The organism is Sanyastnella coralliicola, from assembly GCF_030845195.1.
In the GTDB taxonomy this organism is placed as follows: Bacteria; Bacteroidota; Bacteroidia; order Flavobacteriales_D; family Sanyastnellaceae; genus Sanyastnella; species Sanyastnella coralliicola.
On the sequence record NZ_CP132543.1, the window covers coordinates 2,390,258 to 2,413,439 of the forward strand.

The following is a 23,182-nucleotide window of genomic DNA, read 5'->3' on the forward strand; positions in this document are numbered from 1 at the left end:
GTTTCTGCAGGGGAATTCGAAGAGAGTTATCTACAATTACTCCCTCTCATTCTAACTCTAACTCTAATTCTATTTCTTCCTCTATCGTCTCTAGCGAGGAACGGCGATGTCTTCTAACTCACATCCCTTCAGGACGCTTGTGCTTCCAGCGTTTGTGGGTCCATAACCAGTAGGCCGGAGCTTCTTGAATTTGCTTTTCAAGTAGTTGATTGACCTCCTTGATGACCCCACCCTGCTCGTAGCTATTTGGATCTCGCGTTACGAGCTTATATTCTATTTGGTAATGACCACGTTTGAGCTTGGTTATCTCTCCAAACACGACGGCCATGTTATAGGTACGTGCGTGCTTTTCGGGTCCGTAGTACATCGCTGTATCCTGACCTAGGAAATCCATCCATAAAGATTTCTTCGGGTTGGCAGGACTTTGATCAATGGCATAAATACTTGTTACCGCTTCCGCGCTAGCGTTATTCTTCATCCATTCAGAAGCCTCCTTCGTCGGAATCATATGCAAGCCGAAACGTCCACGGGTTTCACGCATGACACCGTCTAAGAATTGATCACTAAGGCGCTTGTAGATGGCCATGGTTATCTTCGGCATGTGCGCGGCCCCCGCCACTGCATAGAGCTCCCAGTTGTTGTAGTGACCTCCGCAGAGAACGATTCCTTGACCTGAGTTGAGGATATCTGCCATAAACTCATTGTTTACTGGCTTCATACGTGCATTCGCTTGCTTTTCAGAAATCGAGAAGTTCTTAAAGCTCTCCACGATGATATCGGCTAAGTGGCGATAGAAATCGCGTAAAATTTTCTTCTGTTCCTTCTCCGAACGATCTGGAAAAACGCGCTGAATATTCCCCAAGGCTACCTTCTTCCGGTACGGGAAAACGGTGATAAACACCAAGAAGAAGAAGTCGCTCAAGCGGTACAAAAGGAAGTACGGCAACAGCGAAATAGGTTTTAAGAGGAGGTAATAGGCTATTCTACTCACGGCACGAAGGTATGAAACGAGGAATCTATAAACGATAATCTATAATCGATAACCGATATCTTCCGGCGTCCGGCATCCGGCATCCGTTGGGTTGTGGGGAGGGCTGGAATTGTCTTACTGCCATTTACCGGTACATCGAAACAGGTAAAGAAAAAATTCGGACGCCGGATGCCGGACGCCGGATTCGCAATTTTCGTTAACCATGAAACAAAACCCCCATGGGAGAGGTACTTTCGTTACAAACAAACTGATCATGAAATTCATCCTATTCGCTTGTTGCCTTCTTGCAACGTCTATTCTTTCAGCTCAAAGCATTTCTTCTGACTCTCAAGTGCGCTTTGAGATCAGCAATATGGGCTTCAAAACCGTTGATGGTACTGTAGAAGGGATGACTGGGTCTATCACCTTTGATCCGATGAAATTGGATGTTGTTGATTTCAATGTTTGTGTCGATGCGAAGGAGGTAAAGACGGGGAATGCGAAGCGTGATGATCACCTTCAAAAAGACGATTGGTTCAATACTGAGGTATACCCTGAAATCTGTATCACGTCTACTTCGGTTTCAAAAACAGATGACGGCTATCTAGCCAAAGGATCACTCACCATGATGGGCGTTACCCGAGAAGTAGAAATCCCGTTTACTTTCGAGAACAACACCTTTTTAGGTACACTCCAAATCAACCGTCTTGACTATAAGCTAGGTGAAGACACCGGAACCTTCATGGTAGGTGACGAAGTAGAAATTCAAATCGTTTGTAAGCTTCAATAAGCTACCCCAACCTCCTTCTGATTTCGATTATCTTGGCTAGGTGAGTACATCTGCCATTATCATTCTAGCCAGTCTATTAACCGGACTAGCCATCAGCATTGCGCGAAAGCATCTTGTGTCGATTTTCGCTACCGTGACGTATTCGGTTTCCGCCATTGCCATCATCTCAACCGATCTTGAACAGGTAGTTCAAATCGCCCTTATCCCAGTTGTATTCACTCCCTTTTTCCTTGCATTCAGAAATGCCCGTGTCCCTGAAGGAGACATCAGAAGTCAGGTCTACGCCATCGGATTGTTCCTCACCTTTGGCACCTACTGGCTCTTCCGTTTCAACCATTGGCCTGGTACAGCCATCATATCCATCAGCTCTATGTGGACGGTCCCATATCTTCTGATCCCGAAGAATTTCAAGTCGATCATTCAATCACGGCAGTTCGGTGTATTCTTGTTTCTGCAGGTGGATTTGGTGATGAATTTTGCGAGGATTTTTGGGTGAGGGGGTTTCGCACGCTTCAAAGCGAAGGGCATTAATGTTTAACGGTTGGATTTCATCCAGCTGAAGAGGTTTCGCACACTTCAAAGCGAAGGACATCAACGTTTAACGGTTGGATTTCATCCAACCCTACATTTCGATTTAGGCATGCGTGTAAGGTAAGGCGCATGAATCCCGAAGGTACGGGACAGGTGCGCCGCTAAAGGACCGTTCGGTGGACGGTGGACGGTGGACGGTGGACGGTGGACGGAAAATAACTAACCACGCTAATCACGCTACCGCTGCAGGCGGACTAATCATGCTAAATCCGGCGTCCGGCGTCCGGCGTCCGTTTATTTCACCGCGATCTGCGTTCCGCGTTCCGCGTTCCTCATTAAACCTTCCCCTTACCCCCAAGTCATATCTCCAGAAATCAAAAACCATTGATCATGAAAGGAAAGATCTTATCAGTTTTAATGTCGGCAGTGATGATGTTGGCATTTTCAGGAGAGGGAGTAGCACAGAAATGGGAGCGTTTAGGATCTCGCAAAGTGAACTTTGGAATCGAACGAGACGTGATTCAGGTAGGTGCTCATGAAGGAAGCTTCAACAAGTTGAAGATCGCCGTAACCGGAGGTTCTGTCAATATGCGCCGCATGGTGGTCACTTATATGAACGGCAGTAAAGAGGAGATTGATCTACGTCACAACTTCTCTCGTAATTCAGCTTCACGCACAGTAGATCTGAACGGTAAGAACCGTAAGATTAAGAACATTCAATTCATTTACGACACGAAGAATCGGTCGAAGAATAGGGCGAAGATCCACGTGTATGGCAGGTCTTAGTCGAGAGACTAGAGACTAGGGTCTAGGGACTAGAGACTAGAGACTAGAGACTAGAGTCTAGAGTCTAGAGTCTAGGGACTAATCTATAATCGATAGACTATAATCCATAACCTTTAGCGCGATCCTATAACCGCGATCCGCGTTCTGCGTTCCTTTATCGGTAGACGGTGGACGGTGGACGGTGGACGGTGGACGGAACATAACTTACCACACTAACCATGCTACCGCCGCAGGCAGACTAATCATGATATACCCGGCATCCGGCATCCGGCATCCGAAATTCTTATTCACCGCGTTCTGCGTGCTGCGATCCGCGTTCCTATTCCTTCAGCTGCGCACCTGTCCCGTACCTTCGGGATTGATGCGCCTTTGTCTTTTTAATTCGCAGAAGATGCATCGTCAGACGGTTGGATTTCATCCAACCCTACATTTCGATCAGGGTGTATGTGTGAGGTTAGGCGCATGAATGCGCCGCTAAAGGACCTTTCGGTAGACGGTAGACGGAATATAACTAACCACGCTAACCATGCTACCGCCGCAGGCGGACTAATCATGCTAGATCCGGCATCCGGCATCCGGCGTCCGTTTATTTCACCGCAATCTGCGTTCCGCGATCTGTGTGCCTATTCCTTCAGCTGCGCACCTGTCCCGTACCTTCGGGATTGATGCGCCTTTGTCTGCTTAATTCGCAGAAGATGCATCGTCAGACGGTTGGATTTCATCCAACCCTACATTTCGATCAGGGTGTATGTGTGAGGTTAGGCGCATGAATGCGCCGCTAAAGGACCTTTCGGTGGACGGTGGACGGTAGACGGTAGACGGAATATAACTAACCATGCCAACCATGCTACCGCCGCAGGCGGACTAATCATGCTATACCCGGCATCCGGCATCCGGCGTCCGTTTATTTCACCGCAATCTGCGTTCCGCGATCTGTGTGCCTATTCCTTCAGCTGCGCACCTGTCCCGTACCTTCGGGATTGATGCGCCTTTGTCTTTGTAATTCGCAGAAGATGCATCGTCAGGCGGTTGGATTTCATCCAACCCTACATTTCGATCAGGGTGTATGTGTGAGGTTAGGCGCATGAATGCGCCGCTAAAGGACCCTTTTTGGTAGACGGTAGACGGTGGACGGTGGACGGTGGACGGTGGACGGTGGACGGTGGACGGTGGACGGAACATAACTAACCACACTAATCACGCTACCGCCGAAGGCGGACTAATCATGCTGTTTCCGGCGTCCGGCATCCGGCGTCCGAAATTCATTTTCACCGCGTTCTGCAGTCCGCGCTCCGCATTCCTAACCGCGATCCGCGTTCTGCGATCCACACCCTACATTCCGGAACACCCCTAAACTTCAAGACACAAAAAAGCCGACCCCTAAAGGAGTCGGCTCTTATTCGTCGGGGCGGCAGGATTCGAACCTGCGACCCCCTGGTCCCAAACCAGGTGCGCTAACCGGACTGCGCTACGCCCCGAACTAATATTCTATGTCAACACCGCGAGCGGCGTTCTCTGCGGAGAGACTGGGATTCGAACCCAGGGATCGAAAACTCGATCACAGCTTAGCAGGCTGCTGCATTACCACTCTGCCACCTCTCCCTCGGCCGCTGCCGGAGGGCAAAATTAGTGATTCTAATTAGACTGACCAGTTTTCGATCGAAAAAAATTTACTCCTTGCGGTCTGGGTAGGCGATGCGGGCGTGGTAGATGTTCTTTAACTTCCTGAGAAACACCTTCTTCACAGTGGTAATCTCCTTGAAAGTAATCGATGCATTTTCGAATTGCCCCATGGATTGTTGGTGACCGATGAGGCCCTCAATGAGCGCCTCGAGGTTCTCTTCGCTGTAGTTAGTCAAACTTCGTGACGCTGCTTCTACCGTATCTGCCATCATGAGTACTGCGGTTTCACGACTGAAAGGCTTGGGGCCTGGATAGGTAAATTTGGCGATGTCTACGTTGTCTTTGCCTTGTTCTTCGACGGCCTTGCGGTAGAAGTACTCGGTTCGAGTTGTGCCGTGGTGGGTTCGGATGAAATCAATGATTTCTTCTGGGAGACGGTGTTTCCGCGCTAGCTCAATTCCTTTGATGACATGCATGATGATAATGCCCGCGCTCTCTTCATAGCCGAGATCGTCATGTGGATTGATGCCGTGTTGGTTCTCCGTGAAGTACTGTGGGGCTTCCATCTTCCCGATGTCATGGTATAAGGCGCCGGCTCTTACCAACAACACATTTCCGCCAATGGCGCGAATTGCTTCTTCAGCCAAATTTGAAACCTGTAAAGTATGCTGGAAAGTGCCTGGTGCTTTCTCACTGAGCTCTCGGAGGAGAACGTTATTCGAATCACTAATCTCAAGCAGACTCACCTCTGAAACGAAGCCAAAGCTGCGCTCAATGAAGTAGATCAATGGGAAAGCGAGCATCGATAACACTGCGTTCCCTCCAAACCACGCGTAGTTGGTCAAGTGGATGCCTTCGAAGTTTCCTTCTTGGATAATATTCAAACCCAGATAGGTCGCCGAGTAACTGAAGAAGATCACCAAGGCCGCATTGAAGAATTGCGAACGACGTGCCAAGGAACGCATCCCGTACAACAACAGAATACCTGCGAAGATTTGAAGGAATACAAACTCAAACGCACTCGGCACAATGAAGCTCAACATGAAGACATTCACTACGTGCAAGAGAATCGCTAACCGGGCATCGTAGAATGTTCGAATGACGATCGGCAGCATACACAGCGGCGCTAAGAAGATGCTGAGCGTTGGGACTTCCAACGCAATCTTCACCGTCAATGCCATGAGCAAGACCAAGAGGATAATGAAAGTGATGCGTGAGGGTGATTCAAGAATCTCAGGCTGGAGCATCTTAATGATGATCACCATGGCTACCAGTCCGAGCGAAATCAGAAGAGCCTGTCCTAGAAGAATAATCCACCAACTTCTCCCCTTTCCCGCTTCGTTTTCGTAATCACTTTCGAGTGAGTTCAGCACGCGCAGTTCATCCTTCCCAACCAATTGTCCTTTGCGGATAATGAGTTCGCCGGCACTTAAATTTCCCGCTGTTCGAACGACCGTTTGAAGTCTGTTCTCCACAAAACGCTCTGTCGCTTCAGCGTCGTAAGAAAGATTGTAAGCAAGGCATTGCTGGATGATCGGTTGAAGGAAATCAGCTTCAGCTTTTGGGTTCCGGTTAAGGGTGCGGTTCGACTCCAATACCGCTTCAGAGATGGTGTAGAGATCTTGTCTCTCGACAGAACGACTGGTCCCACCATTCTTCACCAGTAGACCATCGGTTCGGCCCATCTCCTCATGCTGCTGTGCGAGGTCGATGATACCCGACGAGTATAGGTCATTGATGACTTTTGCACCGATGGTGAGTTGTTCTACCATCTTCAAACTATCTCTTCGTTCAGAAGTCAACAAGTCTTCGATGACACCTTGTTCTCGCTCGGGCCATTGCTTGGCAAGTGCTTTTTCGAATTGAGCGATCTTCTGATCAACCAAACTGGCATCCACCACATAAACAGGAGCCTGCTCGTTGCGAATGGCATCTTGATCCGCTTTGATCTCTTCTTCCAATCGGTCAATCTGCAGATCGTTGGGAGCGAACAGGTCTTCGTATTGCCAAACCCGACCTTCGGCGTATTCAAATTTGAACTGTCCCTCTCTTGGGTACATGTATAGTAGCACCCCAAGACAGCCGGCAAAAAGCACAAAGACGAGGATGTCGTTGTGCGCATCACGTATCTTCTCTAGGAAGTCTTGCATGACGGCAAGGTACATGATGTAGAGCCACTCTTTAGCAAAGAGGAACTAAGATTATTCACGGATAAATCAACGACTTTAAACTCCGGCCAACCAAGGCTGAAGCACCAATGAACAGAGCAAGGTGGCCACGAGAACGGCTACCAAGTTCAAGACCACTCCTACTCTCGCCATTCCAGGTATGGAGATTTCGCCACTGGCGAATACAATCGCATTCGGAGGTGTAGCCATCGGCAACATAAAGGCACAGCTGGCGGCGAGCGTGACGGGTACCGCAAACTGTAAGGGGTCAAGCCCCATCCCTTCCGCGATAGCGCCAACAACCGGAACAAATACCACGACTAAGGCTAGATTACTCATCACCTCAGTGAGGAACAGCGCTACCAATGTCAAGGTCAAGGTCAACCCTAGCAAGCCCAGTGCTTCTTGTCCGGCGAATACTTCAGCAATGACTTCTACAAGGCCACTTTTCTTAAACCCATTGGCGAGGGCCAATCCGCCACCAAAGAGTAATAGGATGCCCCAAGGCAGTTTCTCAGTGTCTTTCCAATCGAGAATTCTGCCTCCCTTTTTATCGGAAGGAATCATGAAGAGTGCGATACCGGAGATCATCGCAATGCTCGAATCATTTAATCGAATCACCGCTTGCATATCGTTGATCAGCCCTCGGAAAATCCAAAGCGCGGCTGTCAAAACAAACACCCACAGCACCATCACTTCATTACGAGAGATCCTACCTAGTTTCGTCAGTTCATTTGACACGAGCGATTTACCCGCATTGAACCTTCCCACCTTGAGTGGTAAGAGCACTTTGATCATCAGGAAATACACGCTAATCAGCATGATCAAGGAGAATGGCAAGCCTACCAGCATCCAATGTCCGAAGCCGATATCAACGCCATAGGTATCGCTAATGATTCCTGCCATGGCTGCATTCGGAGGCGTACCAACCAGTGTGGCAATGCCACCACAATTCGCGGCGTAAGCCACACCCAACAATAGATTCATGGCAAAACGTTTGCCCATCACCTCATCGTTGATCTGCTCGCGTAAAAGCGAAATCACACTCATGGCAATCGGGAGCATCATCAAGGTGGTAGCCGTATTGGAGATCCACATGCTTAAAAAGGCTGTGGCCAGCATGAAACCAAACACAATTCGCTGGGCTGAATCGCCCATCACCGAGACGATGTTCAAGGCAATCCTTCGGTGCAGTTGCCATTTCTCCATGGCCAGTGCTACCAAGAACCCACCCATGAAAAGGAAGACGTACTTGCTACCGTAGTTTACTGCCGTTTCTTCAATCTTCAGTGTGTTGGTGAGTGGATAGAGTACCAATGGCAACAAGGCTGTCGCTGCAATCGGCACCGCTTCGGTCACCCACCAAACTAACATCCAAGCCGCTACAGCCAAGACTTTACCCGCATCGGTAGGAAGTGATTGAAACTCCGCTATCGACAAGAGCAAAAACAGAACCGGACCGCCAATCAGACCGAGGAGTTTGATTTGTCCGCTTTTCATCAGAGATCGAGCGAAATAAACACCGGAAGGTGATCAGAGATATAATGCTCGTTGATGATGTATTCATCGGCGCAGATCCAATTGACCCTGCGCGTATTGACAAAAATGTGGTCGATACGCAGCAGAATGGAAACGCTCGGATTGAAGGTCGAATAGGTCGTAAAATCTTCACGACAACGCAGCGCCGAACTCACATACGAGTCGCTAAATGGCTCCGTATTCATCATTTCATAGGCCTTCGAATCAGGATCCGCATTGAAATCACCCAAGATGACTACATGATCTTCTGTAGCTAAAGCTGCATACCCACGAAGAATATGCGAAGCGCAAATACGCGATTGAACTCCTTCATGATCGAGATGGGTATTGATTACCCTGACCGTCTTTCCTGATTCGTTGTGCTTGAAAATCGCGATGGTCGCCGTACGCGGTAAATCAGCATCCCATCCAACGCTTCCTGCTGCCTTCGGCCAAGGCGAAAGCCAAATCGTCTCCGAATGCAACAAGCTAAATGTCATGCGATTATAGAAGATCGCCGTATGCTCTCCACCTCTTTCTCCGTCGTCTCTTCCAACACCAACCCAATCATGAAACACCAGCTGCTCATCCAAATAATCTACTTGATGTTGCAGTCCTTCTTGAATGCCAATGATATCATGAAAGAACATCGCACGCGACACTTCTTTCTTCCGCTCATCCCAGGTCACTGGGTCATCCGGATTATCATATCGGATATTGAACGTCATCACCTGAACTTCCTGCGCCATGCAGAAGGTTCCCATCAACAGCAAGCAAATCGTTAGCATTCGGGTCATGTGCGAATATAGGGAATGTGGAATATGGGGGATGGGTTGTTTTTTTCCGGCATCCGGCTTCCGGCGTCCGTTGGGTTAGTACGCCGTTGGCGGATAGCATGATTAGCATGGTCAGTCCGCCTCATTCTTAGGATGATTAGCATGATTAGCATGGTCAGTCCGCCTCTGGCGGATAGTTTGAGCTTGGCTGAGTTGAAGACTAAGAGGGTAGTTATTAAACTAATCAAACTAACCGCCACAGGCGGACTAATCACACTAACCGCCGCAGACGGACTAATCACACTAACCGCCAAAGGCGGACTAATCACGCTAACCGCCAAAGGCGGACTAACCTTGCCAAGCCCGTCGCTTAAAAACCCACCGCAATCCGCCATCCGCAATCCGCGTTCCTTTATCTTTGCCGGATGCCTCGAGTACAACGTAAATACAGGAAGGGAGAGATCATCGATGTTGAGATCACTGGCTTCGCTTTTGGTGGGAAAGGAATCGCGAAGGTTCCGACGGAACAGGGTGATTTTACCGTGTTTGTTCAAAATAGCCTGCCGGGTCAGCATGTGAAGGCGCGGGTGATTAAGTGCAAGAATCGTTTTGCGGAATGTAAGCTGGAGGCGGTGGTGAAGCCGGCGCCTACGGAGGTGGAGATTCCGTATCAGCCAATTCCTGGGGCGCCTTATGCGCGACTGCCGATTGAAGAGCAGTTGAAGCTGAAGGAGCAGACGGCCTTGGAGCTGTACAAGCGTATTGGCAACCTCGAGATCGATGGCATCTATGAAGGGATGTTGGCGTCTCCAATGACCTGGCATTACCGAAATAAGATGGAGTATTCTTTTTCGGCGATTGGTTTTGATTTGGCTAGTGCCGAAGAATTTGACGGCTTTGCGCTGGGCTTTAAGCACCGCGGAACTTGGTGGAAGGTGGAGAACCTCGATGCCGATAGCGGACTGTTTGATGCTGAGTTAGAAAACGGATTGAAAGAGCTGCGTCAGTTCTTTGAGGCTTCTGGACTTCCTCCTTGGCATCCGCCGAAGCGGGAAGGGTTTTATCGCTTCTTTGTGGTGCGACGTAGCCTGCATGCCAATAAGCTGTTATTGAACCTTGTGACTACCAGCGACGAACTAGATCAGTTCGATACCCAAGGATTTATTGACCTCTGCGTGAAAATCTGGGGAGAACGTATTCAAGGAATCCTTCACACCATCAACGATGATAAAGGCGAACGTGTAGAAGCCCGAAGCGGAAGTTCAAGCGTGATCTACGGTGAAGAAAAAGTCATCGAACGCATCAACGGACTAGACTTCGAGATCAGCATGTCGAGTTTCTTCCAGACCAATCCGAAGAGCGCCGAAAAGCTCTACTCACTCGTTGTAGACTTCGCCGGCAAACCAGCTTCTGAAGACGCTTTCTTGATGGACCTTTTCTGTGGAACCGGTACCATCGGACAGCTCCTCGCGAAAGGAAGCGGTGCGAAAGTGATCGGTGTTGACATCGTGGAGAGTTCCATCGAAGATGCCAAAGAAAACGCCAAGCGAAACGGCGTAGAGAACGTCGAGTTCTATGCGGCCGACGCCGGTAAGTTCTTGCGAGAATACCCTGAATACATTGGGAAGATTGATACGATTGTGTTGGACCCACCGCGTGCAGGTATTGCGCCGAAGACCTTGAAAAAGGTGATTGAACTGGGGGCACGTCGCATTGTTTATGTGTCATGCAATCCTTCAACGCAGGCGCGTGACGCAGCTACCTTGAGTGAAGCAGGATACGAAATGAAGCGTTTAAAACTCGTAGATCAATTCCCGCATACCTCACACGTTGAAGCAATTGCGCAATTCGACAAAGCATGAGCGAACTAAACGAAGCGTATTGGACCAAACGCTATGAAGACGGTTCCACCGGTTGGGACATCGGATATGCGTCGCCCCAACTCATCAAAGCCGCTGAAAAAGCAGGTTCAGATAAGAAGATCTTAATCCCAGGAGCAGGCAATGCCTACGAGGCGGAGGAACTCTGGAACAAAGGATTCAAGAACCTATACATCTGTGACCTATCAGAAGCTCCCTTGAATGCCTTTCTAGAACGTGTTCCGGATTTCCCGAAAACTCAGCTGTTACACGGCGATTTCTTCGAGCTCGATCAGCAATTTGATGTGGTATTGGAACAGACTTTCTTTTGTGCCTTGCCACCGAGCATGCGAGAACAGTATGTTTCTAAGATGTCGGAAATTCTGGTCGACAAAGGAGTACTGACTGGTTTGTTGTTCGACTTCCCTTTAACGGAACAAGGTCCACCGTTCGGCGGTAGCCAAGAAGAATACCGAGAACGCTTTAGTACCCATTTTGAAATTACACACCTCGCCATTTCAGAGCACTCCATCACCCCACGTTCGGGGAAGGAATTCTACTTCGAGCTGGTGAAAAAATAGCTACTTTCGTAGTGTATGGAAACGAAGGAACGCACACAGATTTTAGATGCTTGGGAGATTGAACAAACCGTTCGTCGAATCGCTCACCAAATCCTAGAAGACTACTACAAAGAGAAGTCGCTGTACTTCGTAGGTGTGAAGGGAATCGGTTCCAACATGGCCCAACTCCTGCAAAAGGAATTCGCCAAGATCTCTGAGATTGAGGTCATCTACACTGAGATCGCCTTGAATAAAGACAAGCCGTTGGCTGAGTCGATCGACCTCAAGCGCGACCTCTCCGAATTTAAGAACAAGCACGTCTTATTGATTGACGACGTCTTGAACAGCGGACGCACCCTGATTTACGCTGCGGCTCATCTTCTTGATTCGGCTCCAAAATCACTCCGTACCGTCGTTCTTGTTGACCGTACCCACCGCAAGTTCCCAATCCGCGCTGATTATGTAGGGATGACGCTTTCAACTAATTTGAAAGAGCATGTGGCTGTGGAGAAGGAAGGGCGGAAGTATGCGGCTTATCTTCAGTAGGCTTAAGGCTTAGGGCTTATGGCGTAAGGCTGTTTCTATGGAATTACTAGATGGAGGTATAGACGAGAAGAGAAAAGACTCTTTCTGGGTCATTTACCTTCCGTTGGTTAGTCTCTGTGGGTTTTGGATTTATTGGTTTGGGCCATATTTCAATTTCTACTCAAGTCTTGGTTGGGATGGAGCTCGTTCCTCTCTGATTTATCACATTCCTTTTGCGCTTTACTTGTTGATTCCAGTTTGTTTCCCTTGGTACTTGCGGAGGAAAAAGTGGGCTTGGGGAGTGCTGGTATTTGTGTGGGGATTCTTCATAATCCAAAGTCTAGGCCCTACCTATCTCCGAGTGGTAACAGATCTTCACCGCGATTTCATCACGGTTTCAATTTGGCAAACGATAAGATCTTCCTTGAGTGCTCCAGTGTTCATCCTTCTTCCTGGAATTTTGATCTTAAGAAAAAGACTAGCACATCACTTCAGCTCTAGGGTATGGGTCGGTATTGTACTTGCTTTAGCTGGTATGCTCATTCGAATTTTCACCATCTACTTGCAGAGTCCGATAGTAGAGTAGGAAGTCAGCGAATACTTCATGTAATTTGACCCCATGAACATCAGGCATAAGATTAATTACGTAGGAGGTTCTGAGCAAGTACTTGACAGTAATTCGGTGGACACGTCAAGTCTGAAGTTTTACGTGTTTCAGTATTTGATCCCTCGTCCGTTCACGCCCATCAAGCGGGTCTCAAAGGTCTATTCCACCGAGGACTTTTCGGCAATTTCCGGCAGAGCTTGGGGCTACTCCCTCTGGAATTTTCTCTGTTGTTGGTTTTGCCCACCGATGGGACCGGTAAGTATGGTAGGGTCGAACAAAGCCAACTTCAAGGGCATCGATGTGTCAGATGACATTGCTCAATTCGTTTCTGACGAAGACCTGCAACGTGGCTTCTATGAGGTACCTGCTTATCACGGAGATCAGACTTTCTTTGAAGATTCCTTGAGGAAAGAGATGGTGAAGGTCTTTGAACAACAAGGCATCTCACGCGCTCAACTGTTCGACACGCCGGTTATTTATGTCAAGGCGCAGCGTCAACATTTCTTCTATATCGGTAAACAAGAACGCTTAAACTTCAATACTGACCAACTCATCAACGGCCTCAAAAACAAGTTCAGTCGATCTGAATTCGAAGTCATAGATCTTACCTCCTTAAACGAACTAAGCACCCTTCTAATCAACCAAGGACAAGTCCTTGGAGGAACTGCTGCCGCCGGTTCTCACATTGAAATTTCAGACGAAACACAAGGCTAGTATTCCCGGATATTCCACTTCAGCACATGCTCTTTGATTGACTCAACAATCACCTCTGGATCATCAAAAACCACATGGTTCTTGAATCGGAGCATATCTACCCCCATCATCTTTAGATCCTTTTCTCGTCTCACATCCCTCTCGATCTGCTCAGGGTGATCGTGATACGGTCCATCCATCTCAATGCACAACTTCGCTTCCGGGCAATAGAAGTCCATGATATACGGCCCCATACTATGCTGCCTCCGGAATCGTAGTCCCATCACCTGCCTTCGCCTGAGGTATTTCCATAGCTCTACTTCAGCCGGCGTGGCAGAGCGACGTAGTTCTCGGCGACGGGTTTTGAGGAGCAGCTGGAAATTTCTTCGTGACATGGAGCAAATCAAGGGAAGAATTGGGTTGGTTTTACATTGGTTTTACTGGTGTAGGTGAGAAGTTTATGAACGTGCAGCACCCCTCCTGGCCTCCCCCTCTCCGAAGGGAGGAAACGTTCCTTGGGAGGATGTTTTCTGTGTGCTGTGTGGGGATCAGTTTCACGAGGCGGAAGATTACCCTTAAACTGTCAATAACCACATACCCCTCCTCCCCTTGAAAAGGGGAGGCCGGGAGGGGTTAAGGGGTCCAGAGCTAAAGGAACCGAACCTCCACCCTACGATCCCCCGCTCCCCCATTCGCTTTCTCTTCACCGAAGAAGTTCACCAAAACGCGGTGTTCTTCGATACCTGCAGCGAGGAGGTGATCTCTGACTGCGCCGGCGCGGGCTTGGGAGAGCTTGAGGTTTTGTTGGCGATCGCCAACCTTATCTGAATAGCCGGTGACCATGATTTTGAGATCTTGGTCGTAGGCCATGAGTTCGAGGAGTTCGCTCAATTGGATTTGAGCGTTGAGGTCTAAGCGGGTGCCGCCGGAGGAGAAGAAGATGTCAAAGCCCTTGAAGGAGCTCGGAATACTAGCCGTGTTTCTAGGTTTGGGTAGACTCACATTCGGGTCGCGATCAATAGGGTTGGCGCGGTCTTCGATGAGCATGGTGAGTAGTGAGCGCAATTCATCAATCTGACCTTGAAGTTGGGCGTTGTAGGCGTCTTGTTGTTCTTGGCGGTCACGTTCGCGGTCAGCACGTAGGGTCTCTACCTCTGAACTGAGGGCATCAATCTTTTCATTGTTCTTCTCAAGCATGTTGAGAATTCTGTCTGCCAGGTCATTGCTTAGCGGGTCTTCTTTTTCGCTATCGCGGAACGTCGGTAGGATGAATTGATCGTCGCTTGCTAGTAGGTTGAGGGTTTCTGAACTGAATTCAATCTCCATGGGTGCCAATGGATCATTGGTCTTGAACCCCCGGACTGCCTGAAGTAGGCTGTCTTGTTCAGCGGCGAGTTGTTGTTCTACTGACTCCACTTGAACCAAGAGGTTGCCATCAGCAAAGAGGTCTACTTCGCTACGTAGTTTCGATTTCAGTTCATTGACCTTCGACTCAACGAAGAAGAAACGCTTGTCGGTCATCGGTCCTCCCTGGAGATCTGGATCCCAATCAGAAGGAACAGAAGCTCCGTCGAGTGACTTCAACCCTTGCAGCACATCACTCGAAAAACCTTTGAATTCACTCAGCTCTCGGAAGTGGTAATGATCTACGGCATCACTCACGATGTCTTCGAGGTCACGACGCATCACTTCAGGTTTGTTCTTGAGCGAGATTCGTTGTCCATCGAAGATAACCGAGCGGTCGATGTAGAAGTCCATCGCATCAGAGATCAATGCTTGCATACGCGCCTCATCTCCTTCAAGTGCAGGTTCGTAATAGTTGATGACCACGGTGTGACGCTCGGTGCTTTTTAAGACATAGCGCATCCCGTCCCCCGGGTCTTCATCTCCTTGATAGTGATTAACGATGGTGGTTTGTTGGCTGAATCCTACCACAGCCAAAAGAAGAAAGGTTAGTATGAGGACACAAGTTCTCACGATAACGAATGTAGCGTTGAGAACGGCTGGAATGACTTGAGTTTGAGAAAGGTGTGAACAGGTAGGTGTTGGTTTTCTTTTGGGGTTGAAGGGCGAAATGGCTAAGTGGCGAAATGTTAATAGGTTGGTAGTTTTTGGTCTTTGGTTTTTAGGGAATCATAGTATTACCGATATTCTATTTACTTGAATCAAATACAGAATACGAGTCCTGACTATACTATGGAATTGCACAACAACAATTTTTACACCTTCATCATGGATTTTCGTGGCGGGACTTATACAAGCCAAGTGCATGCAGAAAGTCTTCACTCTTCTCTAAAAGGCTGGGTTGAAAATCTTCGTCATAACATGAATGAAATCGAGCACCTTGGTGCAAAGACTATCCAAGAAATCGAGGAGCAAGTGCTTCCATTTCCAATTGATGAAGACCCCACTCTGTTAAAAGGATTGAAGAATGTGTGGTTTTTTAATGTAACCACGAAGAAAGGTTCTGGACATGTGTTGATCGTCAAAACTGAGAAAGATTAGGAAGAATGAAACTTGAAAGATTGCCAACGTAAACAATGAACTAACTTAGGAGTAGTTTCGTGATGGTCAGTTTCCCATTCACCTCATACCGTTGAGCATAACAGAGACACACATCTCATGCGAACAACTCACATAAAGTCTTCAAAAATCTTTGAGCTACACAATTCGGACTATGTCAGCCATCAATTCAAATTGATTCGTTTTCTATTGGTCAGCATTGTCGTCCTCTTAACTTTTGAACAGCTTTCTGGACAAGATGATTGTAACTGCTGGGACAAAGAGTTCGCTGATCAAGACATGACATATGATACTGCCATCCGACAATTAGAGGATTCTCTTATCGCGATAGGACATCTTCAAGATGAAACACCTGATAGCTACGTCCGACTAATTGACTCAATTATTGAGAACAATAAATACGACCTCATTAGCACCGAAGTCCACCCTATTCTATTCTCGAAATTTCAAAAGTGCTTCCTTCAAAGCTCATGCAGTAAACTGTGTTACGAGAAAATAAGAACAATGGACCGGATAGTCTCAGACTATACACACATAGCTCCAAGCCAAACGTTTAGTGAATTCAAAGAGGTATTTAGTAAATCTGACTTCAATGAAAACGAAGTCAAGCATTACTTACTGACCTTTTACAGCGTTGCATTTTCAATGGGAACCGAAAATTCACTTGAACTTATTGGTAGCATTGCAACGGGAGAAATAAAACATGACTCATTAAGGACCATCCTGCAAGTTCTCATCACCACGGAAGACTCCATTTTCTTTAATGACACATATGTAGAGATTCAACATTTAAAAACTGCCTTAGCAAGTCATATTTCCGATGTCAGGAATTCGAAAGACTCGATTGACTTAAAGACCGTCAATATGGAAGGACTCGGGGAACGAAAAGTTTCAGATTACCTTGTATCGGTCCAATGTCACTCGTCATCTTACAATCTATATGTTCGACTTTTCGACGAAATCTATAAAGCCTTCACGGAAGCCCGAAATAACATTGCACTGGAAGAATTCGGTATTAGCTATGATACTATGCTTGAAAATAAAGACAAGTTCGAACGCGAAATCAAAATCGTTCATCGGATTGTACCGAAGCGAATCTCTGAGGCTCCGTTCAGAAGCGAATAGTGCTTAAGACATCGAGAATCTATACCTAGGCATTTTTACCCAATGAACAACCCAACATATCCCTTAGGGATTCTACTTCGTAACCCGTAACTCAGGAGTACCCCGGCTATAGCCTGTACCCTAAAGCCTAAGAAGTAACAACCAACACCCTCAACCCGTCCTAATACCACCCAATATCCCGAACAATCCCACGTTCTATCACTGCCATGAAACAACTTCTTGCTCAACTCTTTCTTTGTGCTTGTCTATGCTTGCCGTCTTTTGGGTATTGCAATGATTTGAAAGGGACAGAGTTTTGGCTCGGTTTCATGGAGAACCTTCAGCAAACTGCCGCTTCGGTGACCGGGGTAGTGATTACCAGTAGTGAACCTACTTCAGGGGTTATTGAGATTCCTGCTTCTGGTTGGAGTCAGGCATTTACGGTTGATGGATCCGGAACTGTTCAGGTAAACATACCTAGTGGTGCGGTGACGAATGAAGGGAATATGTCAACAGCGCCGAAAGGGGTGCGCGTTACGGCTGAAGATCCTGTATATGTTTCGTTGATCAACGAAGCGGGAGGATCTGGAGATGCTTCAGCGGTGCTTCCTACCACGGCCTTGGGGTATGATTATTATGCCTCTACTTACATCGATCCTGCGAATACAAATTGGGGGACACCACAGGTGTTGGTAGTCGCTATTGAGGACAATACGCAGATCTTAATCACTCCTTCGGGGGCGCTTTCTGATCAAAGCACTGCGCCTTTCGAAGTCACCTTGAATCAAGGGGAATCATTTCAAATTCAATCGTATTGGGAAGTAAACCTAAATCACCAGGGGGAAGATCTTTCAGGAACACACATTCAGTCAATTTGTAACAGCGACGGGATGAAGCATCGAATTGCTGTCTTCTCTGGGAACAAGTGCACCTTGGTTGGAGGGTCGAATTGCTCTGGTTGTGACCACCTCGTTGAACAACTCTTTGACGTGAATTCCTGGGGCGACACCTTCATGGTGCTCCCTCCTACGAACCGCAATCAGTACGTGCTGAAGGTAGTAGCGGCCTATGACAACACAACAGTTTCAATTAGTCCATATCCCGACCAAGTATTGAATGCCGGAGAATCAATGGAGCTCGAGACTTCAGGCAATCGTTTGTTGACTGCTTCGGAGCCAGTGTCGGTAGCTCAGATTACTTATGGGCAATCATGCAGCGACGGATACGGCGACCCGATGATGACTTGGGTTCCGTCGATTGATCATTTCAATCGTGAGTGGAGTTATCAATCGTTCGATGACAACAGCGGGAATTACTTGAACTATTTGACGATTGTCACTGCAGATGACAATGCTGGACAGGTAAATTTGAACGGAGTAAGTATTCCTTCGGGTGAGTATGACTACATCAACGTGAACCCCGATTATGTGTGGGTGACAGTGGATATTCCGATGGGCGAAAATGCTTATCACCTCACCTCTTCCGAAGATTTTATTGCCTTGCCTCATGGGTATACCGGAGCAAGCTCATACTACCTGAATTCTGGATCGAATTTCACCAATTTTGAGGTCGACTTTAGCATGGCCTACTTACAAGACACGGTACATTACCAAGAATTCGACACGCCTGTTTGCGCTTGCGAACCGATTGATTTCATTGCCACCTACTATAATGATGACGCCATCATCAGTTGGGATTTTGGTGATGGAGATACCGCCGAAGGTTTTGAAGTGCAGCACGAATACCTCAACGGCACCTATAACGTGACGATGATGTTGATGGATGATGAGGGCTGCATCTTAGACACGCTGATCAAGCAAAACATTGAAGTCAACAATTGTGATATTCTGAGCTCGAATCCTGAGACTATATGCGCTGGTGAAACAATCACCCTTTCGGCCTATGACGGAAACACCTTTGAATGGAGCACAGGGGAAACGACTTCGAGCATAGAAGTTTCTCCAGAGGAAACGACAACCTATTCGTTGATCGTAGACGGTGGTGACACGCCGATTTGCAATGACATCATCGTTTATGTGCACCCTGCCTCCTCCTTTGAATTAGGTCCACCGATGCTATTATGTGAAACGGAAACCGCTTTCGTTCAAGGTCCGGATGGCTTCATTGAATACCAGTGGAGCGACGGTTCCTCCGATGAACAATTTAGCACAACAGACGGCGGACTTCACTGGCTCACAGTCACCGATGACAACAACTGTCAAGTCAGTGATAGTATCGAGATCTCCTTCGCCCCGGCCCCTATTTGGGACCTTGGTCCTGACCAATCCACATGCGAAGGAGAAACCGTAACGCTCATTGGTCCTGCCATGGAGGATATCGAATACCTCTGGTCTACTCAAGAAACAACTGCTGAGATCACTGTGGAACAGCAAGGTGGTTTTTCGCTTACCATCGATGATGGCATATGCGAGACCGACGACTATGTGTTCGTTGAGTTCATCGCTGCTCCATCACCGAGCCTCGCACCTGAAGTCATCTTGTGCGACAACCAATATACCATCTGGCCCACTCCAGAAACGAATGCCAACTATCTATGGTCAACAGGAGATTCGAGCGCCATGATCACGGTTGACGAAGATGGAATCTATACAGTGACGATTTCCAACAAATGTGGAAGCATCGACGAACAAATCAATGTCATTTTTGACTGCGATTACCACCTTTTCCTTCCGAATAGTTTCACCCCAAACCAGGACGGAATTAACGATCAGTTCCTTCCTGTAGGCACCGGCATTGCCACCTACGAGCTCATCATCTTTGACCGCTGGGGCGCTGAAATCTTCAAATCCACAGAATTCACCATTGGCTGGACTGGCAACATCAACGGCGCTCCCGCCCCCATAGGCGTTTACCCTTGGCGCGCCACAGTGCAAGACGTTCAGGGCAGATACCATCAGTTGAATGGGCATGTGACGTTGGTGAGGTAGTGGACAATAACGAAATCCATTCTCTTGATTAATTTTAGGTATCTCTCAGAACGGATATTATAGAACCCGAGCACTGATTGATGAAGTTTACATGGCTATTGAATATCTAAGCAAGGAATGACCGAAGAATTCAACTACGCTCCCCCACTCAAACACCTGATGGTCGGAATCTGTGGGCTGGTCTTGTTCTTCATCCTAGGATCAATGATCAAGATTGACAACCTGTGGGTCTCGATTATCTGTGGAATATTCTCGTTGATCGGTTTGGCCATGGCGATGGGTTTCTTGACTCTGTTCTTTCGAAAACGACCAGCAAGAAAATTACGCCTAGGAAGTGACTTCATTGAGATACCCGGACGAAGGGGTGACGGTGCTAAACTCAACTTTTCCGAAATTCAAGACATAGGCGAGTTCGACACCTACGACAATGTCATTATTATAGAAAGCCACCAGGGAACCCATCTCATTGAAAGAGAATGGATGAAGAAAAAAGAGTTTGAGATGGTGAAAGCGAAGCTACGCGAAGTTTGGGTTAGTGAAGTAAGTGCTATCTGAAACCCAATCCCCATAAGACCACAGGACACTCCGAAAGTCAAACGTTAATCCTGATTCAACCTCCAACAATTGAAAATCGAAATAGACAAAAACCAGATCATCGACCTAGAAGATTTCGAGTTAAACTGGAGATGGAAAGAGTCGCACAGCTCGACCATTTTAGCTACAGAAAAAGCTCAAATCAAACCAGTCAGCGAAAAAGAATCTGAACGGTTGAACGAGATGATCGCCTATTTCGAAAATGAAGACAATTTGAGAACCGCCTTTCATCAAACAGGTTGGTTCAGTGCTAAGTGTGATAGTGATGAAGACTCAAGCAATTTCCGTAACAAACTCCGCTCAATTCTTGAAGCATACAACGAAGATGTCATTGTCACTTGGAACAGATCTACAACCCTGAAGACAAGCAAAGAAATCTTCATCAAGTATTGGGACGACTTCTGCTACCCAAGCTCAGATGACATCACGGTCATTTCGGAAGAGACCAATTGGGTTTTGTTTTATAGACACTTTGAAGCCGTGAACGTTTGGACTAAGTAGGAGCAAGTTTTGATAAATGAGTGACAAGATTCTGGTGCCTTAATCTGGGTTCAAGAATCTCGGTTGCCCAAAGTGAACACAAAGCTCTCAGGAATCAATGTGAACAGACATTACTGAAATACAATTGTGAAACGGAACCCCCAAAACACCAATGTGAACACAGAACTTCAAAAAGCAATTGTGAACACGAACTTTCAAAACACTAAAGTGAACACAGAACCCCAAAAAGCAATTGTGAACACAGTCCCAATCTCATTCTAATTCCAATTCTTCCTCTACTTCTCCCTTTCATTCTCACTTTCATTCTCCTTCTTCCTCTCCCGTTCACCACTCAGTTTATATATAGGGCACTTCAAAAAGAAAGCGTCCCTTGTACCAGCCAATTCCTATTTATCGACAAACCAACCGCGTTCGTCTAAGATCTTGTGAACCGTTTCGCCCTGTGCCCAAGGACTAGTAAATTGATGTTATGGAATTAGTGAAGAACAATGTACATAAGGCTAGCAGCTACTACCCCAGAATCAGTGGTAATTGTTTGAGCCTTCCCGGGGCCATTTAAATATGAGCTATCCTTTTCTGTTCACATGAACGAAAAAGTGATTGTGAACACGAATTCTAAAAATCAATTGTGAACACGAATTCCAAAAAACGATTGTGAACACGAATTCTGAAAAACAATTGTGAACATGCATTCTGAAAAGACCATTGTGAACAGACCATTGCTGGGATTGATTGTGAAACAGAGTTCATCCAGTAAGAATGTGAAATAGAACTTGGAGTCAACGAGTCAATTTCACAATCATAGTTTCCGCCTTAACTTTTGGAAGAATGGATCACGAAACACAGGGCGATACCTTTACTAACGATGCCTCATTAAAGATGAACAATATGAATAGATTAATCAGTTTAGCATTGTTGAAATTGACGCTTATATTTTCAAGTTGTTCATCAGACGTAGAACTTGAAGATTATTTGGATCTGTCAGTTGCCTTCAATTTGACCATTAACACCATTGACTCTGAATCAGGACTAACTGAAAGTCAATCCGAAACGCTCGAAGTCAATTCCGAAAAATGGAGCAAACTAATTGAATGGGCAGAGAATAATAAAAAAGGCTGGTCATCCTCACCTGCTACACACATCGGAGATGTTTATATATCACAGGGAGGTTTTAGGCTAATTCATACAAAAGGTTCTACAGGAGTAACAATAGCCTTTAATGACAAAGAAGGAAATCCGAAACAGTATGTGAATGTTGTTGAAAAAGGAGAACTAAATTTCCTTTTTGAATAGAAAAAACGAAAGCATAGCAACGGTTGAAAATATCACCGCCACCTAGCGGGTTTCTGACGTTTCTTTGGTCGACACCTCCCTATAAAACAAGACTACCACCACAATCCACATTTCGCCTTTTAGCCATTTAGCCATTTCGCCTTTTAGCCTTTCAGCCATTTAACCCATCAGCCCTCAAAGCCCTAACCTCCTGCACCAACCGATCATACTTCGCCGGCCCCATCCCCAATGCAGGGAAGGTAATGTGTGCATCTTCATAGTAGTCTTTACGCTCATCTAAATGGCGCTTGACGTAGGCTTGAAGGCCTTCAGCGGTGATGTTGGCAATGAGTGGTCTGTTGGCTTTGCTGTTGATGAGGCGGTGCGATAAACTGGCGACATCCATTTGGAGGTAGATGGTGATGCCTTGTTCGTTCATGAACTGCATGTTGTCGTAGAAACATGGGGTGCCTCCTCCGGTGGAAAGGACCATCGATGGGTGGGTATCGGTGATTTTATGAAGGTAACTTCGTTCGACACCGCGGAAACCGCTTTCACCTTCAGCTTCGAAGATTTCTGGAATGGTGCGTTCAACGCTTTCCGTGATAACGGCATCGAGATCATAGAAAGGGAGATCGAGCATCCGTGCCAGCTTCTTTCCAACTGTGGTTTTACCCACACCCATATATCCGACGAGATAGATTCTCATTGGGCGCTAAGGTCGCGATACTTTCGTCAGCTTTTCCGCGCTAGCGATGAAAAAAAGTCAGAAAACATGCACTTTATCTGCCAGAATTGCTGTTTTCTATTCAAAATCACCCCTTGGCTCAGTAG

Annotated in this window: 21 protein-coding genes and 2 tRNA genes; 14 read left to right on the forward strand and 9 right to left on the reverse strand. The window is 47.1% G+C overall.

Annotated features, from left to right (window positions below; all coding sequences use genetic code 11):
- Window positions 1-118 precede the first annotated feature (118 nt).
- Window positions 119-991: a lysophospholipid acyltransferase family protein gene (locus RA156_RS09830; protein WP_306639787.1), complete on the reverse strand. Its 873-nt coding sequence runs from the start codon at window positions 989-991 to the stop codon at window positions 119-121.
- 253 nt (window positions 992-1,244) lie between these two features.
- Between RA156_RS09830 and RA156_RS09835 the strand changes: the two genes are divergently transcribed.
- The 3 genes from RA156_RS09835 (at window position 1,245) to RA156_RS09845 (ending at window position 3,077) form a co-directional block, all read left to right on the forward strand.
- Window positions 1,245-1,760 (forward strand): YceI family protein, encoded by a 516-nt coding sequence (locus RA156_RS09835; RefSeq protein ID WP_306639788.1) that lies wholly within the window; start codon window positions 1,245-1,247, stop codon window positions 1,758-1,760.
- Window positions 1,761-1,800: 40 nt separating this feature from the next.
- Window positions 1,801-2,256 (forward strand): hypothetical protein, encoded by a 456-nt coding sequence (locus RA156_RS09840; RefSeq protein WP_306639789.1) that lies wholly within the window; start codon window positions 1,801-1,803, stop codon window positions 2,254-2,256.
- Window positions 2,257-2,681: 425 nt separating this feature from the next.
- A complete protein-coding gene (locus RA156_RS09845; RefSeq protein WP_306639791.1) occupies window positions 2,682-3,077 on the forward strand; it encodes a DUF2541 family protein in 396 nt (131 codons plus the stop codon).
- A 1,403-nt stretch (window positions 3,078-4,480) separates the two neighbouring features.
- Here RA156_RS09845 and RA156_RS09850 read toward each other — a convergent pair.
- The 5 genes from RA156_RS09850 to RA156_RS09870 form a co-directional block, all read right to left on the reverse strand.
- Window positions 4,481-4,555 (reverse strand) — tRNA-Pro (locus RA156_RS09850).
- Window positions 4,556-4,595: 40 nt separating this feature from the next.
- Window positions 4,596-4,679 (reverse strand) — tRNA-Ser (locus RA156_RS09855).
- 68 nt (window positions 4,680-4,747) lie between these two features.
- Window positions 4,748-6,850 carry an HD family phosphohydrolase gene (locus RA156_RS09860; protein ID WP_306639792.1) on the reverse strand — a complete coding sequence of 701 codons (2,103 nt, stop codon included), beginning with the start codon at window positions 6,848-6,850 and terminating at the stop codon, window positions 4,748-4,750.
- Between the two features lie 75 nt (window positions 6,851-6,925).
- Complete coding sequence (locus RA156_RS09865) at window positions 6,926-8,368, reverse strand: SLC13 family permease (protein WP_306639794.1); 1,443 nt, start codon at window positions 8,366-8,368, stop codon at window positions 6,926-6,928.
- On the reverse strand, window positions 8,368-9,183 hold the full coding sequence (locus tag RA156_RS09870) for an endonuclease/exonuclease/phosphatase family protein (protein ID WP_306639796.1): 816 nt from the start codon (window positions 9,181-9,183) through the stop codon (window positions 8,368-8,370). Before RA156_RS09870 ends, RA156_RS09865 begins: the two co-directional genes overlap by 1 nt.
- Before the next feature lie 404 nt (window positions 9,184-9,587).
- Here RA156_RS09870 and rlmD point away from each other — a divergent pair, with 404 nt between their 5' ends.
- From rlmD to RA156_RS09895, 5 genes are read left to right on the forward strand one after another with little or no spacing between them, the layout of a single operon-like run.
- Window positions 9,588-11,024: a 23S rRNA (uracil(1939)-C(5))-methyltransferase RlmD gene (gene rlmD / locus RA156_RS09875; RefSeq protein WP_306639798.1), complete on the forward strand. Its 1,437-nt coding sequence runs from the start codon at window positions 9,588-9,590 to the stop codon at window positions 11,022-11,024.
- Entirely contained in the window at window positions 11,021-11,602 is a 582-nt protein-coding gene (locus RA156_RS09880) for a methyltransferase domain-containing protein (RefSeq protein WP_306639800.1), read from the forward strand. Before rlmD ends, RA156_RS09880 begins: the two co-directional genes overlap by 4 nt.
- Window positions 11,603-11,617: 15 nt before the next feature.
- Window positions 11,618-12,127 carry a phosphoribosyltransferase family protein gene (locus RA156_RS09885; RefSeq protein WP_306639802.1) on the forward strand — a complete coding sequence of 170 codons (510 nt, stop codon included), beginning with the start codon at window positions 11,618-11,620 and terminating at the stop codon, window positions 12,125-12,127.
- A gap of 37 nt (window positions 12,128-12,164) precedes the next feature.
- Window positions 12,165-12,692 (forward strand): hypothetical protein, encoded by a 528-nt coding sequence (locus tag RA156_RS09890; protein ID WP_306639804.1) that lies wholly within the window; start codon window positions 12,165-12,167, stop codon window positions 12,690-12,692.
- Between the two features lie 33 nt (window positions 12,693-12,725).
- On the forward strand, window positions 12,726-13,427 hold the full coding sequence (locus tag RA156_RS09895) for a hypothetical protein (protein ID WP_306639806.1): 702 nt from the start codon (window positions 12,726-12,728) through the stop codon (window positions 13,425-13,427).
- Here the strand turns inward: RA156_RS09895 and RA156_RS09900 are convergent.
- Together RA156_RS09900 and RA156_RS09905 are read right to left on the reverse strand one after the other, a co-directional pair.
- Entirely contained in the window at window positions 13,424-13,801 is a 378-nt protein-coding gene (locus tag RA156_RS09900; RefSeq protein ID WP_306639808.1) for an endonuclease domain-containing protein, read from the reverse strand. The genes RA156_RS09895 and RA156_RS09900 overlap by 4 nt on opposite strands.
- Window positions 13,802-14,054: 253 nt before the next feature.
- Window positions 14,055-15,341 carry an OmpA family protein gene (locus RA156_RS09905; protein WP_306644183.1) on the reverse strand — a complete coding sequence of 429 codons (1,287 nt, stop codon included), beginning with the start codon at window positions 15,339-15,341 and terminating at the stop codon, window positions 14,055-14,057.
- Between the two features lie 225 nt (window positions 15,342-15,566).
- Here RA156_RS09905 and RA156_RS09910 point away from each other — a divergent pair, with 225 nt between their 5' ends.
- The 6 genes from RA156_RS09910 to RA156_RS09935 all read left to right on the forward strand — a co-directional run bounded on the left by RA156_RS09910 (window position 15,567) and on the right by RA156_RS09935 (window position 22,369).
- Complete coding sequence (locus RA156_RS09910; RefSeq protein ID WP_306639810.1) at window positions 15,567-15,911, forward strand: hypothetical protein; 345 nt, start codon at window positions 15,567-15,569, stop codon at window positions 15,909-15,911.
- Between the two features lie 192 nt (window positions 15,912-16,103).
- Window positions 16,104-17,054, forward strand: coding sequence for a hypothetical protein (locus RA156_RS09915; protein ID WP_306639811.1), 951 nt, complete (start codon window positions 16,104-16,106; stop codon window positions 17,052-17,054).
- Between the two features lie 206 nt (window positions 17,055-17,260).
- A complete protein-coding gene (locus RA156_RS09920; RefSeq protein ID WP_306639813.1) occupies window positions 17,261-19,981 on the forward strand; it encodes a T9SS type B sorting domain-containing protein in 2,721 nt (906 codons plus the stop codon).
- A gap of 117 nt (window positions 19,982-20,098) precedes the next feature.
- Complete coding sequence (locus RA156_RS09925) at window positions 20,099-20,536, forward strand: hypothetical protein (protein WP_306639815.1); 438 nt, start codon at window positions 20,099-20,101, stop codon at window positions 20,534-20,536.
- A gap of 69 nt (window positions 20,537-20,605) precedes the next feature.
- Entirely contained in the window at window positions 20,606-21,076 is a 471-nt protein-coding gene (locus RA156_RS09930; protein ID WP_306639816.1) for a hypothetical protein, read from the forward strand.
- A gap of 828 nt (window positions 21,077-21,904) precedes the next feature.
- Window positions 21,905-22,369 (forward strand): hypothetical protein, encoded by a 465-nt coding sequence (locus RA156_RS09935; RefSeq protein ID WP_306639818.1) that lies wholly within the window; start codon window positions 21,905-21,907, stop codon window positions 22,367-22,369.
- 151 nt (window positions 22,370-22,520) lie between these two features.
- On the opposite strand, the gene RA156_RS09940 is transcribed toward RA156_RS09935, so the two are convergent.
- A complete protein-coding gene (locus RA156_RS09940; RefSeq protein ID WP_306639819.1) occupies window positions 22,521-23,057 on the reverse strand; it encodes a shikimate kinase in 537 nt (178 codons plus the stop codon).
- Between the last annotated feature and the right edge of the window lie 125 nt (window positions 23,058-23,182).

What these genes read in the sequence shown, in the direction of transcription:
- RA156_RS09865 (WP_306639794.1), bottom strand. Translation starts at nt 8,368, where the DNA reads ATGAAAAGCGGACAAATCAAACTCCTCGGTCTGATTGGCGGTCCGGTT.
- RA156_RS09890 (WP_306639804.1), top strand. Translation starts at nt 12,165, where the DNA reads ATGGAATTACTAGATGGAGGTATAGACGAGAAGAGAAAAGACTCTTTC.
- RA156_RS09860 (WP_306639792.1), bottom strand. Translation starts at nt 6,850, where the DNA reads ATGCAAGACTTCCTAGAGAAGATACGTGATGCGCACAACGACATCCTC.
- RA156_RS09935 (WP_306639818.1), top strand. Translation starts at nt 21,905, where the DNA reads ATGGATCACGAAACACAGGGCGATACCTTTACTAACGATGCCTCATTA.
- RA156_RS09870 (WP_306639796.1), bottom strand. Translation starts at nt 9,183, where the DNA reads ATGACCCGAATGCTAACGATTTGCTTGCTGTTGATGGGAACCTTCTGC.
- RA156_RS09835 (WP_306639788.1), top strand. Translation starts at nt 1,245, where the DNA reads ATGAAATTCATCCTATTCGCTTGTTGCCTTCTTGCAACGTCTATTCTT.
- RA156_RS09925 (WP_306639815.1), top strand. Translation starts at nt 20,099, where the DNA reads ATGACCGAAGAATTCAACTACGCTCCCCCACTCAAACACCTGATGGTC.
- RA156_RS09845 (WP_306639791.1), top strand. Translation starts at nt 2,682, where the DNA reads ATGAAAGGAAAGATCTTATCAGTTTTAATGTCGGCAGTGATGATGTTG.
- RA156_RS09900 (WP_306639808.1), bottom strand. Translation starts at nt 13,801, where the DNA reads ATGTCACGAAGAAATTTCCAGCTGCTCCTCAAAACCCGTCGCCGAGAA.
- rlmD (WP_306639798.1), top strand. Translation starts at nt 9,588, where the DNA reads ATGCCTCGAGTACAACGTAAATACAGGAAGGGAGAGATCATCGATGTT.
- RA156_RS09895 (WP_306639806.1), top strand. Translation starts at nt 12,726, where the DNA reads ATGAACATCAGGCATAAGATTAATTACGTAGGAGGTTCTGAGCAAGTA.
- RA156_RS09885 (WP_306639802.1), top strand. Translation starts at nt 11,618, where the DNA reads ATGGAAACGAAGGAACGCACACAGATTTTAGATGCTTGGGAGATTGAA.
- RA156_RS09920 (WP_306639813.1), top strand. Translation starts at nt 17,261, where the DNA reads ATGAAACAACTTCTTGCTCAACTCTTTCTTTGTGCTTGTCTATGCTTG.
- RA156_RS09940 (WP_306639819.1), bottom strand. Translation starts at nt 23,057, where the DNA reads ATGAGAATCTATCTCGTCGGATATATGGGTGTGGGTAAAACCACAGTT.
- RA156_RS09880 (WP_306639800.1), top strand. Translation starts at nt 11,021, where the DNA reads ATGAGCGAACTAAACGAAGCGTATTGGACCAAACGCTATGAAGACGGT.